Raw genomic sequence first — 14,774 nt, 5'->3', positions numbered from 1 at the left:
GAACGCACCGTCCACAGATCGAGACGGGATTCCCGCCCGCGTGACAGGATCGCCCGTACATCGGGGAGGGCACCGTCGAGAGGGGGCGCGGTGGTGGATTCACACGGCATCGCCGGGGATCGGGCGAGGCGACGCGAGGTGGTCGAGGCACTGACCGAGACCTCCAACCATCTCGACTTCGCACTGGCGATGGTCCGCCGCATCGTCGGCGACCAGGAACGACTCGGGGAACTGACCGCCCGCATCCGCGAGATCGAGACCCGGCTCCGGGACGACCGCTACTACCTCGCGGTGATCGGCGAGTTCTCGGCCGGCAAGAGCACCTTCGTCAACGCACTGCTGGCCGACGACCTGCTGCCCACCTCGGCGCTGCCGACCACCGGCGCCGCCACCAGGATCACCCACGGGGAGGAGTTCTCCGTCGAGGTGCGCTTCACCGGCCACGGGATCCGCTACGTGTACCCCTCCGGGCGCTACACCGGGGCGGACAGCCCGCTCGGCCGGATGCTCGCGCACCTCGCGCCGGACACCCCGATCCCCGAGGACACCGCCGGCATCCTGCGCCTGCTCACCGCCGACGAGGCGATCGCCCCGCGGGTGCAGAGCCTGGAGGTCCGCCACCCCGCGCCGGCGCTGCGCGACGGCCTGGTGATCATCGACACGCCCGGAACCAACGCCCGGGCAGGTCACACGGAGATCACGCGCGCGGTGATGCGCGACGTCGCCGACGTGGCGGCCGTACTGACCGCGTCCACGTCGCCGTCGCCGGTGTCGCTGACCGAATTCCTCACCGATGCGCTCGATCCGGGGCAATTGCGCCGTTGCATCATCCTCGTCACCAAGATGGACCACATCGACGAGGACGAACGGGACGATCTGCTCGCCCACGTCCGACAGCGGTTCGCCCGGATGCTCGGTGTGCCCGACCCGGTCCTGGAACCGGTCGCCGCCGAGCCGGTGGTGCGACTGGCCACCGGACGGCCGCTGCGCGGCCCCGAACAGGAGCACTGGGCGGAGGAGTTTCCGCGCACCGTGGCCCGGCTGCGCGACCTGATGCGGCGCCAGCGCATCGTCGCGGTCTCCGACCACCTGCTGCGACTGCTGGAGGACCTGCTCGACGAGTTGCGCCACGAGGTGACGCTGGCCGAACAGCGGCTCGACGCCGAGGAGGCGGAACTGGCCGAGGCGCGGATCGCCGACATGGCCGCCTTCGTCCGGGCCCAACACGGCGAGACCGCGCGCCTGCTCGGCGCCGGCGCCCAGCGCGCCCAGCAGGCGGTCGGCGGCATGGCCCCGCAGTGGTGGGGCTACACCCGGGACGAGATCGATCGGGCCCTGGAGCGCGCGAACACCCCCGACGAACTGCGCGCGGTGCTCGCCGAACAGGCCCCCGAACTGATCCGGCGCGGCCTGCCCCGGATCGGCGACATCGTGCAACAGGCGGTCACCGGCGCGCTGTCGACCGCGGCCGAGACCGCGCGCGCCGCCGCCGACACCGCGTTCGCCGCCGCCTACGCCCGCCTCGGCGCGGTGGCCCGACCGGCCGGATCGGAGGCGGTCACCGTGCTGACCGGGCATCAGCTCGCGGACGCGGCGATGCGGGCGTACGAGAGCTCCGTCACGGGGGTGACCCAGCAGATCCGGGCCGTCCGACTCGACCCGACCGCGCCCAAAACCCCGGGCGCGCGGATCGGCGGCGCCCTGGACCAGTGGTTCGGCGGCGCCCGCAACGGCTCCCAGGGCGCCCCTCCCGGACGGATCGGATTCGGCGGATTCATCGCCAAAGTGGCCGATTCGTTGTCATCCACCGACATGACGGCCCTGCGGAACCACGCGCGCACCGAAATGCATCAGACACTGCGAACCGTCGCGGACGGTTTGTCCGGACAGATCGACGAGGCCGTGCGCACGGCCACCACGCACTACTCGCAGGACGTCTCGCAACACGTGGACCGCTACCGGGCCACCTACGAGGCGACGGTCGCCGAACTGGTGGCCGAACATCAACGCCGTGAGGATATTCTCGCGGCTCGCAGAAACCTGTTGCAGGACGCGGACAGGCAGACGGAACGGCGTCGCGCCACGGTGAACAGCCAACGCGAACGCCTCACGCACCGGGGGGATTTCGGCAGATGAGCGACTACACGCACGACGACGACCTGTTCGCGGTGGTCTCCGACGACACCATCGACACAGTGGACACCGCCGACGGGGGAAGCGTCGGGGCGGCACCACTGTGGGAAACCGACGCGTCCGGCGGATTCAACGGCGCCTACCCGAACTCCACCCTTCCGTACACGGATCCCAACTTCGATCCGCTGCACGACCCCAACTACGACCCGTTCCAGGCGGACAGCGACGGCGACGGCAAGGTCGACGCGTGGGACCCGAAGGCGTTCGACCCGACCGACGGCAACCAGCCCACGCCCAGTCAGCAGTGGCACGACGACCAGGTCAACAACCCGTACCTGGACCCGTACGGCGACCCGTTCACCGATCCCTACGGCGACCCGTACGGCAGCGACCCGTACGGCGATCCGTACGGCGACCCCTACGGCACCGACCCGTACGCCGACCCGGCCTCGTACGACCCGAGCACCTACGCCGAGGCGACGCCCGCGTCGTGGGGCGCGGTCTACGACGACCAGGGCAACTGGACCTACCACGCGCCGGACTGGGCTCCGGAGCAGTTCCATGGCACCGGCGACCCGGTCGGCGACGCCAAGTACTGGCACCAGCAGGCCGGCAACACCAGCTGCGCGGTGGTCTCCCAGGGCATGATCCTGGAGAAGCTCACCGGCATGCCGATGGACGAGAACGCGCTGGTGGCCGAGGCCCAGCAGGCGGGCATCTACGACCCCGCCAACGGCACCATGACCAGCGACATCGGCAAGCTGCTCGAAATGCACGGCGTGGACACGGACATGGTCCCGGGCGCGGACATGCGGCAGATGCTCGACGCCCTGCAGAAGGGCGACCAGGTGATCGTCGCCCTCGACGCGCAGGAGATCTGGTCGCCGCTGCACGACGCGACCACCGGCGCGCCGCTGGAGCAGGACCCCACGATGGGGCACGCGGTGTGGGTCACCGGCGTCGACACCCGGCCCGACGGGTCGACGTACGTGCTGCTCAACGACCCGGGCGCGCCGTTCGGCAAGGTCGAGCCGATTCCGCTCGCCGACTTCGTCAACGCGTGGCAGGACCGGGACACCACGATGATCGTGGCCCACCCCACGCATGCCTGATCGTTCGACACCACCACACATTCGACGGGAGCAGGGAACACACATGTCGTTCGATCGTGAACACGTGCTGCGCCAGGCCGCGCAGGTACAACCACGCCGCCGCCCGGGCGTCGCGGGTCTGCTGAGCGGGATCCACCGCAGCGACGAGCTGCGCGGCTGGGTCACCATGGAGTCGGTGGCACTGCCGCCGGTGCCGGAGCGGACCGCCGACGGCTGGACGTTGTGGAGCCTGATCGGGGTCGGCAAGGCCACCCCGGGACGGCGGGAGCTGCCGATCCACCCGGTGTGGGGCGCGGTCCAGTGGGCCTGGCCGAGCGAGAACGTGCTGCGGCACGTCAAGCTGAGCGAGCTGCCCGAGGTCGCCGCATCGGTGGAGGGCACCATCTCGGACGTGTCCGCCTGGACGTTGTCGATGCAGCCGGACGCGCTGGCGGAGCGGGCCCGCTTCTTCCAGTCGCTCGGCCGATTCCTGGCCGACCCGGAGGCGGACGCGCGCGGCGGACCGAAGATCCTCGCCGGGCTCTACGCGCGGGTCATGCCCGTGGGGGCCGTGGCCGCGTATCACCGGCTGGTGCCGTCGACCGCCTCGTGGCTGCGCGCGGGCGCACCGCGTGAGGCGGGCGCGCGGCGCGACTCGGGCGACTCGCCCACCGGCCGACCCGGCCCGTCGGGGCAGACGGCGGACCGGAGGCAGGCCCCGGCTCCGGGTCCGCGCCCGGCGGGCGACGACTCTTCCGGTACACCGGGGCCCAACCAGGGATGGGCGGGGCGCCTCGGGGGTGGGCCCGGCGCGGGTGGTGCGGGCGGCGCGGGTGCGCCGGCCGCACCTCGGCCGCCGGCGCCGCGGCCGGCCGCGGAGGCCCCCGCCGCACCGGTGTCGGCTCCGCCGCCCGCCCCCGCCGCGACGCCTCCGGGCTCGGTGACGAGCCTGGTCCGGCAGGCGCCCTCGGCGACCACGCTCGGCCGGCGGATCAACGACGCGCACACCATCGCCACCGACTTCGGCCTGGACGCGATCGCCGCCGAGCTGGACCGGTTGCGGGCGCGGATGCGCCGACCGGGGCTGCGGATCGCGGTGGTCGGCGAGTTCGGCCGCGGCAAGACGTCGCTGATCAACCGGCTGCTCGGCGCCCCCGTGCTGCCCGAGGGCCGGCACACCCCGGTGCCCCTGGTGGTCGTCGCCGGACCCGAGCCGCGCCTGGAGCTGCAGTTCGCCGACGGGCGCGCCGAGCCGCGTCCGGCGGTGGCCGCGGCCTGGGACGAGGTGTATCGGCTGAGCGAGGACCACGACGCGGACGCACCCCGCCTGGTCGGCGTGCGCGTGCTCGTGGCCGAACCCGAACTGGCCCGCCTGGACGTCGAGTTGGTGGACACCCCCGGGGTCAACGCGGGTCGGGGCAAGGGCGAGGACGCGGAGGATCTGGACCGCCGGACCGAGGACCTGGTCCGGCGTACGGTCGCGGCCAGCGACGCGGTGCTGATGGTGGTCTCCGCGAGCGCGCCGCTCGGCCTGTCCGAGACCGCGTTCCTGGAGGAGGAGGTGATCGCCCGGCACGTGCCGCGGATCACCGTGGTGGTGTCCAAGCTGGACACCGTCGACGAGGACGAGCGCGAGGACATCGTCGACTACCTCGGCGGCCGGGTGCGACGCATCTCGCCGACCCTGCGGGTACTGGCCGGCCCGCATCGCGAGGACGCCTCGCCCGCGGCCGGCGTGTACGCGCGGATCACCGAATACACCACCTCCGGCGGCCGGCGCAGCATGCGCTCGCGCCAGACGGCGGGCCAACTGCTCGCGCTGCTCGACGAGATGGCGGGCCTGGGTCGGGACGGACTGGCCACCGCGGCGCTCGGCGAGGCGGAACGGCGGCGCGCCGTCGAGGAGTCCGAGGTGGAGATCGACCGCATGGCCGGCGAATGGGGCCGGGTCCGGGTCGAGCTCCAGCAGCGCCGCACGCAGACGTCGGAGAAGTTCCGCGAGCACCTGCAGCTCTCGCGCGGGGACCTGTTGGACACGCTGCGCTACGAACTCGAGCGCGCGCCCGACGCCCGGACCTGGTGGGAGCGCGACCTGCCGTTCCGACTGCGCCGCGAACTGACCGCGCTGGCCAAGAAGTTCGAGGCCCAGCTGCACTCCAGCGTGCAGGCCGACGTGCAGTGGCTGGACGCGAAGATGAAGTTGCACTTCGGGCGCGGCAGCGGCTACCGCCTGGAGAAGGTCGAGCAGTTGTCCACCGAGTTCGAACTCGGCGAGGCGGAGTCGCTGGGCCTGAAGGACCTCAAGAGCCGCAAGCTCGCCTGGCGGATCGGCCCGACCGGTCTCGCCGTGCTCGGCGCGCTGCTGATCCCGCTCACCGGCGGCGTCGCCGCGCTGCCGATGGGCGCGAGCATGGCGGCGTCGGCCGGCGGCATGGTGCTCGGCGAGGTCAAGTCGACCTCGCTGACCGAGGCACAGCGCGCACAGGCGATGAAGGCCCTGGAGCCGATGGTCGAGGAAGTCCTCGGCGGCTTCTCCGAGGAGGTCTCCAAGCGGCTGCACACGCTGTACGCCGGAGTGATGGACGAGGCGGTGCGCGGCCAGCGGGCCTGGCGCACCGATCGGCAGACCGCGCTGGCCAAGGTCGGCGCCGATGGACCCGCATGGCAGGATCTGGTCTCGCGCAGCGAGCAGCTGGGGGTTCAGCTCAACACCATGCTGGGCGCCAGAGGCTAGTGCCGGACGCCGATGCCGGGACCGGAACAGGTCCCGGCCTCGGGCAGCCGTCGAGGAGGGGAGCGGTCAGGTGGACACGGGTCACGGGGCGGCCGATGGGGCCTACGCGGGGTACGGCGCGTGGCGGGCACGGCAGGAGACCCTGGTCGGCCTGATCGATCGGCTCACGCCGATCGTGGCCGGACTGCGCATCGGCGCGGGCGTCAAGAAGCTGGACTCGCTGAAGCAGCGGGCCGCGTCCGAGGCGTTCAAGGTGATGATCGTCGGCGAGTTCAAGCGCGGCAAGAGCACCGTGATCAACTCGATGCTCGGCGAGAAGGTACTGCCCTCCTTCGCCCGACCGTGCACCGCGATCATCAACGAGGTGACGTGGGGCGACACCCGCTCGGCGCTGATCTACCCGCTGGAGGCGGACGGCAGCGCCGGTGAGCCGCTGACCGTCGGCGTGGACGAGATCGCCGACTACGTCACCATCGGCGCGGACGACGACAACACCCCGAACCCCTACGAGCGGGCGGTGGTGCGCTGGCCGCTCGAACTGTGCCGCAACGGCGTGGTGGTGGTCGACTCCCCCGGCCTGAACGAGGCACCGGAGCGGGAGAAGGTCACCCTGAACTACCTCGAACAGGCCGACGTGCTGGTGTTCGTGGTGGACTGTCAGGCCGCGATGTCGCGCAGCGAGCAGCTGTTCCTCGACGTGCACGTCAAGGCGCGCGGCCACGAGGACGTCTTCTACGTCGGCAACAAGATCAACCTGGTCGAGGAGGAGGAACGCGAGGACGTGCGGCGGGAGATCCGCAAGCGCCTCTCGCCCTACCTCTCCCGCCCGGACCGGGTCTTCTTCGTCAACGCCCGGGCCGCGCTGACCGGTCGGCAAAAGGGCGACCCGGACCTGCTGGCAGGGTCCGGGATGCCCGAACTCGAACGCGGCCTGGAGGAGTTCCTGACCCGCGAGCGCGGCCGGGCCAAGATCCTGTCCCCCGCCCGGGAGCTCAAGTACCTGCTGATCGAGGCGCGCGAGCAGATCGACCGCAAGGAGGCGCTGCTCACCCAGGACGTGGAGGAGTTGCGCGCCACCTACGAGCGGGTCCAGGGTCCGTTGACCCGCCTGGAGCAGAACCGGCGGGTGATCGTCGCGCAGATGGAGGAACACCTGCGCGAGACCCGCGGCGAGGTCGAGGGCGCGACCCGACGGTTCATGGACCGGGTCGCCGCGAACATCCCGACCTGGGCGCAGGAATACGACCCGAGCAACACCATCGGCGCCAACCCGTTCAACGCCAGGGAGAAGATGGAGGCGGCGGTCAAGGAGATCACCGACCACCTCTCCGGGCGGGTCCAGGTCGAGTTCGCGCAGTGGCAGGAGAACGAACTCAAACCGCTCGTCGCGCGCCGTGTCGAGGACATGGAGCGGATGATCGACGACGACGTGAAGCAGTTCGTCACGCGCATCGACGAGATCCGGGCCTCGCTCACCGCCGGACCGGTCGGCACGGAGGAGGACGGCAAACCCTCGACGCCGATCGAGCGACTGCTCGCCGACGCGGTCAGCTTCGTGCTCGACCCGGCGACGGCGGTCTCCGGCGGCAAGTTCAACCTGCGCTCGATGCTCACCGCGCTGCTCCCGCAGATCGCGGTCGGCACGGCGGCGTTCCTGGTCGGCCTCGGACCGTTCGTGATCCTGGGCGCGGTGCTCGGCTCGACCGTGTTCAAGGGCGCGCTGCAACTGAACAAGGCCAACCGCCGGCTCAAGGAGCAGGTGGCCGAACAGGTGCAGCTGGAACTGCGCAAGCAGGCCGACACCGACGTCACCAACCTGGGCGAAGAGGTCGTCAAACAACTCCGCAAGATGCGCGACGCGATCGCCCAGGGCCTGGACGCGGAAATCAAGTCCATCCGCGACGAGGTCGGCGCGGCCCTGCGCACGAAGGAACAGGGCGAATCCGATGCAAAGCGCGAAAGCACCGAAATGCGCCGCTACGCCCAGGAACTGAACCGAGTCGACGAGTCCTTGGCCGACTTGATCATGGACGTAGCCATGTAAACGCAAACCCCCTCCGAGCCCCGGCCGAGCAAACCCCAACCGGGCCGGCGCTCGGAACCAAGCACCCACAAGAACCCTTCAGCCCAAGCAACCGGACCAACACTCAAGGCAAAACGCCCGGCCGGGCACATGAGGCCAACCAGCCCGGCCGGCGCTTGAGGCCACCCAGCCCCGCCGGCGCCTGAGGCGAAACAGCCCGGCCAGCGCTTGAGGCCACCCAGCCCCGCCGGCGCCTGAGGCGAAACAGCCCGGCCGGCGCTTGAGGCCACCCAGCCCCGCCGGCGCTTGAGGCGAACGGCGCTAGTCGACCAAATCCCGCACGACCGCGTCGGCCAACAGCCGCCCCCGCAAGGTCAACACGACCCGATCCCCCGCGTCGCGGACAAGCAGACCATCCGCCACCGCCCGATCCGCCGCCTTTTTCCCCACCTCCGTGAGGAGCGAGCGCGGAACCCCCTCCACCAGCCGCAGCTCCAGCAGGATCCGCTCGACCCGCCGATCCTCCGCGCCAAGCAACTCGCGCCCCTGCCCGGGGGACGAACCCGCCGCCAACCGCTGCGCATACGCGGCGGGATGCCGCACGTTCCACCACCGCACACCCCCCACGTGGCTGTGCGCCCCCGGCCCCGCCCCCCACCAGTCGGCCCCGGTCCAGTACAGCTCGTTGTGCCGGCACCGCGCCGCCGCGTCGGTCGCCCAGTTGGACACCTCGTACCACCCGAGCCCCGCCGCCCCGAACGCCTCGTCCGCCATCAGGTAGCGGTCGGCGAGCACGTCGTCGTCCGGCATCGGCAGTTCGCCCCGCCGCACCCGCCCGGCCATGCGCGTACCGTCCTCGACGATCAGCGCGTACGCCGAGACATGGTCCGGCCCCGCGCCGAGCACCGCGTCCAGCGAGGCCCGCCAGTCGTCGTCCGACTCCCCCGGCGTGCCGTAGATCAGGTCCAGGTTCACGTGCTCGAACCCGGCCGCGCGCGCCTCGGCCACACACCGCTCGGGCCGCCCCGGGGTGTGCCGCCGGTCCAGGACCCGCAATACGTGCTCGCGCGCACTCTGCATGCCGAACGACAGCCGGTTGAACCCGCCCGCGAGCAGCGTGTCCAGGTAGGCCGGATCCACCGACTCGGGATTGGCCTCGGTGGTCACCTCCGCCCCCGCCGCGAGCCCGAACTCGTCCCGGATCGCCCCCAGGATCCGGGCCAGGTCGGCGGCCGGCAGCAGCGTGGGTGTACCGCCGCCGAAGAACACCGTCTCCACCGGCCGGTCCACATCCCCCAGCAGCCGCCGGGCCAGCCGGATCTCGGCGATCGCGTCGTCCGCGTAGGACCCCTGCGAGGCCGATCCGCCCAGTTCGGTCGCGGTGTAGGTGTTGAAGTCGCAGTAGCCGCAGCGCGACGCGCAGTAGGGCACGTGCACATAGAAGCCGAACGGACGGCTCGCGCCGGCGAACTCGGCGAGCGCGGACGCGGGCAGCGAGCCGTCTTCGGGCACGGGCAGACCGTCGGGGGGTGCGGAGGGCATCTCCCCATTGTCCACGAGCACACGACCGACCCGCCGACGGCAACCGCCCTCAGGTGACCAGCGTGCCCTTGTACATGTCGTCCAGGACCGCCGCGTACTCCTCCTCCACCACCCGCCGCTTCACCTTCAGGCTGGGCGTCAGCTCACCGCGTTCGACGCTCAGGTCGCGCGGCAGGACGGCGAACTTCTTCACCGTCTGCCACCGCTGGAGGTCGGCGTTGAGCCGGTCGAGATAGTCCGCGACGAGCACCCGGACCTCCTCGGTGCCGACCAGCTCCTCGTACGACCTGCCCCGCAGCGCCGGCTGCCCCGCGGCCCAGCCCAGCAGCGCGTCCGGGTCCAACGTGATCAGCGCGGAGCAGAAATTGCGGCCCTCGCCGTGCACGAGGATGTTGCTCACGAACGGGCACAGGCCCTTGAACCGGCCCTCGATCTCGCTGGGCGCGACGTACTTGCCGCCCGAGGTCTTGATCAGGTCCTTCTTGCGGTCGGTGATCCGCAGATAGCCGTCCTCGATCACGGCGATGTCGCCGGTGCGCAGCCACCCGTCCTCGGTGAGCACGTCGGCGGTCGCCTCGGGGTTGTTGTGATAGCCCTGCATCACCGCCGGGCTGCGCACCAGCAGTTCGCCGTCCTCGGCGATGCGCATCTCCGAGCCGGGCAGCGCGGGGCCGACGGTACCGATCCGGTGCCGGTCGAAGCGGTTGACCGAGCTGCCCGCGCTGGCCTCGGTGAGACCGTACCCCTCCAGGATCGGTATGCCGATCGCGTCGAAGAACTCGGCGACGTCGGGCGAGAGCGCCGCGCTGCCGGAGATACAACCCTTGAGCCGACCGCCGAACAACGCGCGCAGCTTGTCGAAGACGAGCCGGTCGGCCACCCGATACTTCGCGTCGAGCACCGCGGACGGGGTCCGGCCGGCCTGCCTGACCTGCGACATCTCCCGGCCGACACCGATCGCCCAGCGGAAGACGCGGTACTTGAGGCCGCCCTCGGCGCGCACCGTCATGTGCACGGAGTTGTACACCTTCTCGAACACGCGCGGCGCGGCGGCCATGAACGTCGGCCGCACGATCGGGAGGTTGGTGATCAGCTTGGGGATCCGGCCGTCGATGGCGGTCGGATAGCCGATCCGGATCTGTCCGCAGACCATCACCTTGCCGTAGCAGTGCGCGAGCGGCAGCCACAGGTACTGGAGTTCGTCGGCGTCGTTGTCCCCGATCGCGACCTGCGCGGCGGCCTGATACGCCCAGGTGTCGTGCGAGAGCCGGACGCCCTTGGGCCGACCGGTGGTGCCGGAGGTGTAGATGAGGGTCGCGAGCCGGTCCCGGGTGATCGCGGCGACGCGGGTCTCCACGAGGTCGGGCTCCTCGACCAGCCGGGCGCGGCCGAGGTCCTCCAGTTCGGCGAGGGTGATCACCCAGTCGTCGGCGGGCTCGCCCTCGGGCCCGGGTTTCGGCGGGTCGAAGACGATCACCTTGCGTATCCCGGCGAGGTCGGCCCGCGCGCCGCGCAGCTTGGCGAGTTGGGCGTCGTCGGCCACGAACGCCATCACGCTGCCGGAGTCGGTCAGGATGAAGGCGGCCTCGTCGGCGTTGGTGGTCGGGTAGACGGTGGTGGTGGCCGCGCCGGCGCAGATCACCCCGAAGTCGGCCAGCACCCATTCCAGCCGGGTCTCGGCCACGATCGCGACCCGGTCCTCGGCCTCGACCCCGAGCGCCACCAGCCCGGCGGCGATCGCCTTGGCCCGCTCGCCCGCCTGCCCCCAGGTGACCGAACGCCACTCCTCGCGGTCGCCGTCGCCCACCGCGACCGGGTGGCGGTACGCCTCGTTGTCGGGCGTGGCCCGAATCCGTTCCAGGAAGTCCACCGCGATGGACGGCGAACGGTTCTCGATGGCGGCGGACTCTGAACTCACTTCGGCCTCCGTGTCCAGGGCGGTTTCCGGGGTGTGGTGGTGGTGCCGAGCGGTGTCGCGATCGCATACCCGTATCGGTACCGGTATGCGCGTGCCCGGGGTGAGCATCGAAACCGACCAACCGGTCTGCGGAAGACGGCGATGCGGGAATCAGACGATGGAGCATGGTTGGTTCGGTGCGCGGCTCGGCCGACAGGTTCGGGGTACAGCGCGGACAAAACACGAAGCGGGTGCATCGATTCTGCCCGATGCACCCGCAACGTACGCTGCTCGAGGGCTACGCGGTAGTAGCTTTTTCGGATCAGTTGCTGAATCGAGTAATCGATTCTCCTTCCGGGCGACCGACGTCGCCCGGATGTCCTATTTCAGCCCTGTCTCGGTCCTGACCGCGGCCACAACCGCAACCCTGACCAAACCCCGGTCCGCAGCCCTACCGCAGGCCCTACTTCCGCCCGCCGCTGTCGTCGGTGGACAGCGCCGCGATGAAGGCCTCCTGCGGCACCTCCACCCGGCCGACCATCTTCATCCGCTTCTTGCCTTCCTTCTGCTTCTCGAGCAGCTTGCGCTTACGGCTGATGTCACCGCCGTAGCACTTGGCGAGCACGTCCTTGCGGATCGCGCGGATGTTCTCGCGGGCGATCACCCGCGCCCCGACGGCGGCCTGGATCGGCACCTCGAACTGCTGACGCGGAATCAACTCGCGCAGCTTCTTGGTCATCTCGACGCCGTAGTTGTACGCCTTGTCCTTGTGCACGATCGCGCTGAACGCGTCGACGGCCTCGCCTTGGAGCAGGATGTCGACCTTGACCAGCGCGGACTGCTGCTCGCCCGTGGTCTCGTAGTCGAGCGACGCGTAACCGCGCGTCTTGGACTTGAGCGCGTCGAAGAAGTCGAACACGATCTCCGCGAGCGGCAGCGTGTAGCGCAGCTCGACCCGGTCCTCGGAGAGGTAGTCCATCCCGATCTGGACGCCGCGCCGGGTCTGGCACAGCTCCATGATCGTGCCGATGTACTCGCTCGGGGCCAGGATGGTGGCCCGCACCACCGGCTCGTGCACCTCGGCGATCTTGCCGCCGGGGAACTCGCTCGGGTTGGTCACGGTGTGCTCGGTGCCGTCCTCCATGACGACCCGGTACACCACGCTGGGCGCGGTCGAGATGAGTTCCAGGTTGAACTCGCGCTCCAGCCGCTCCCGGACGATCTCCAGGTGCAGCAGCCCGAGGAAGCCGCAGCGGAAGCCGAAGCCGAGCGCGACCGAGGTCTCCGGCTCGTACACCAGCGCGGCGTCGTTGAGCTGGAGCTTGTCCAGCGCGTCGCGCAGCTCGGGGTAGTCGGAGCCGTCCAGCGGATACAGGCCGGAGAACACCATCGGCTTCGGGTCCTTGTACCCGCCGAGGGCCTCGGTGGCGCCGTTGTGCAGGGAGGTGATGGTGTCACCGACGCGGGACTGCCGAACGTCCTTCACGCCGGTGATGATGTAGCCGACCTCACCGACGCTCAGACCGTCGGACGGCTTGGGCTCGGGCGAGATGACGCCGATCTCCAGGAGCTCGTGGGTCACCCCCGTCGACATCATCTGGATGCGCTCGCGCTTCTTCAGGTCGCCGTCGACCACGCGGACGTAGGTGACCACGCCGCGGTACGAGTCGTAGACCGAGTCGAAGATCATCGCGCGGGCCGGCGCGTCCTTGACCCCGATCGGCGGCGGCACCAGGCGTACGCACTCGTCCAGCAGCTCGGGCACACCCACGCCGGTCTTGCCGGAGACCTTGAGCACGTCCTCCGGGTCGCAGCCGATGATGTGCGCGAGTTCCGCCGCGTACTTCTCGGGCTGGGCGGCCGGGAGGTCGATCTTGTTCAGCACCGGGATGATCTGGAGGTCGTTCTCCAGGGCCAGGTAGAGGTTGGCGAGCGTCTGCGCCTCGATCCCCTGAGCCGCGTCGACCAGCAGGATCGCGCCCTCACAGGCCGCGAGCGAGCGGGACACCTCGTACGTGAAGTCCACGTGGCCGGGGGTGTCGATCATGTTGAGGATGTGGATCTGCCCGTCGGGGGCCGTCCACGGCAGCCGCACCGCCTGCGACTTGATGGTGATGCCGCGCTCACGCTCGATGTCCATGCGGTCGAGGTATTGCGCGCGCATCTGCCGCGCATCGACCACGCCGGTGATCTGAAGCATCCGGTCGGCAAGCGTCGACTTGCCGTGGTCGATGTGGGCGATGATGCAGAAGTTCCGGATCAGCGCCGGGTCGGTACGGCTGGGCTCCGGCACGTTCACTGGCGGGGTCGCGGGCACGCGGGCTTCCAGATTCTCGATCGGGTGGACTGGCGAGGGTCGGACGAGGGTCGGGCGAAGGTCAAGCAAAGGTCAAGCTCGGATGTCGCGAGTGCCCTGTGCGGGCCGCGGGTGATCGTGATCGGATCACGCGCCGGAGCACAGGTGTCCTCCATATCGTCCCATGCGGCATGGGTACGCCGCGTTGGCGGCGGGGGTCGGGGGTGTTCGGCGGGTCGGGGCCGGGGCCGGGCGGGGTCGGAATGTGGGCCGTGTCCTTGCCGACCGCCGGCTGCTGGTAATCTGATGGATCGCGTGTGGCGTACGTGTCTCTGCCACGCAAGTCAACGTCCGGACGGGCCCTCTCCCTGGATCGGATCCCGACCTAGTACTCAGAAGGCTCTTTCGTGGCGAACATCAAGTCCCAGATCAAGCGCAACAAGACGAACGAGATTGCGCGCCAGCGCAACAAGGCCGTCAAGTCGGAGCTGAAGACCTTCGTGCGCAAGGCGCGCGAGGCCGCCGAGGCCGGCAATGTCGAGCAGGCCGAGGCGCTGACCCGCCTCGCGGCCCGCAAGCTCGACAAGGCCGTCAGCAAGGGTGTCATCCACAAGAACCAGGCCGCCAACAAGAAGTCGGCCCTGGCGAAGCGTGTCGCGACGGCCAAGGGCTGACTCGCAACACCGGTCACCCTGGCGTGACACCCGAGCGCACCGCGCTCAGCACACCTACAAGGGCGCCGCTCCCCACTTGGGGGGCGGCGCTTTTGTTGTGTATGGGGAGGGGGGAGGCGGTGATGGGGTGTTGGCCGTCGGGGCGTGGAGCATGGGTGGCGCGTGGGGTGATCGGTGGGGGTGGGGGTGGGTGCGCCGGCGGGTGGGGGTGGGGGCGGGTGCGCCGCCGGGCCGGGGTGGGGCGGAAGGGGGGGCGGGCCGGGGTGGGGCGGATGCGCCGCCGGGCCGGGGTGGTGGTGGAGTGGTTTCTCCTCCGCTTCGCTCCGTCGGGGGGGGGGGGGGGGGCGGGGCGGGGGTGGGCGCTGCGGGGGGCGGGGAGGGTGG

The 14,774-nt window shown here is 70.6% G+C and carries 8 protein-coding genes; 5 read left to right on the top strand and 3 right to left on the bottom strand.

Annotated features, from left to right (window positions below; genetic code table 11):
* Positions 1–90 precede the first annotated feature (90 nt).
* The 4 genes from ACFRCG_RS36910 (at position 91) to ACFRCG_RS36895 (ending at position 8,002) form a co-directional block, all read left to right on the top strand.
* A complete protein-coding gene (locus ACFRCG_RS36910; RefSeq protein ID WP_380039705.1) occupies positions 91–2,136 on the top strand; it encodes a dynamin family protein in 2,046 nt (681 codons plus the stop codon).
* A complete protein-coding gene (locus ACFRCG_RS36905) occupies positions 2,133–3,245 on the top strand; it encodes a hypothetical protein (protein ID WP_380039703.1) in 1,113 nt (370 codons plus the stop codon). The genes ACFRCG_RS36910 and ACFRCG_RS36905 overlap by 4 nt, the downstream gene beginning before the upstream one ends.
* Before the next feature lie 43 nt (positions 3,246–3,288).
* On the top strand, positions 3,289–5,958 hold the full coding sequence (locus ACFRCG_RS36900; protein WP_380039701.1) for a dynamin family protein: 2,670 nt from the start codon (positions 3,289–3,291) through the stop codon (positions 5,956–5,958).
* Positions 5,959–6,028: 70 nt separating this feature from the next.
* Entirely contained in the window at positions 6,029–8,002 is a 1,974-nt protein-coding gene (locus ACFRCG_RS36895) for a dynamin family protein (RefSeq protein WP_380039698.1), read from the top strand.
* Positions 8,003–8,302: 300 nt separating this feature from the next.
* Here the strand turns inward: ACFRCG_RS36895 and hemW are convergent, their stop codons facing one another.
* The 3 genes from hemW to lepA form a co-directional block, all read right to left on the bottom strand.
* Entirely contained in the window at positions 8,303–9,523 is a 1,221-nt protein-coding gene (gene hemW, locus ACFRCG_RS36890; protein WP_380039696.1) for a radical SAM family heme chaperone HemW, read from the bottom strand.
* A gap of 49 nt (positions 9,524–9,572) precedes the next feature.
* On the bottom strand, positions 9,573–11,441 hold the full coding sequence (locus ACFRCG_RS36885) for an AMP-dependent synthetase/ligase (RefSeq protein WP_380039694.1): 1,869 nt from the start codon (positions 11,439–11,441) through the stop codon (positions 9,573–9,575).
* Positions 11,442–11,883: 442 nt separating this feature from the next.
* Positions 11,884–13,737 (bottom strand): translation elongation factor 4, encoded by a 1,854-nt coding sequence (gene lepA, locus ACFRCG_RS36880; protein ID WP_126638507.1) that lies wholly within the window; start codon positions 13,735–13,737, stop codon positions 11,884–11,886.
* 386 nt (positions 13,738–14,123) lie between these two features.
* Here lepA and rpsT point away from each other — a divergent pair, with 386 nt between their 5' ends.
* The gene (rpsT, locus tag ACFRCG_RS36875; RefSeq protein ID WP_380039692.1) at positions 14,124–14,390 is read left to right on the top strand and encodes a 30S ribosomal protein S20; all 267 of its coding nucleotides are present in this window, start codon (positions 14,124–14,126) and stop codon (positions 14,388–14,390) included.
* The last annotated feature ends 384 nt before the right edge of the window (positions 14,391–14,774 follow it).

Source organism: Embleya sp. NPDC056575 (assembly GCF_042793325.1).
Lineage (GTDB): Bacteria > Actinomycetota > Actinomycetes > Streptomycetales > Streptomycetaceae > Embleya.
Note: the sequence above shows the minus strand (reverse complement) of the source record. Positions and strands in the feature narration are given on the sequence as shown.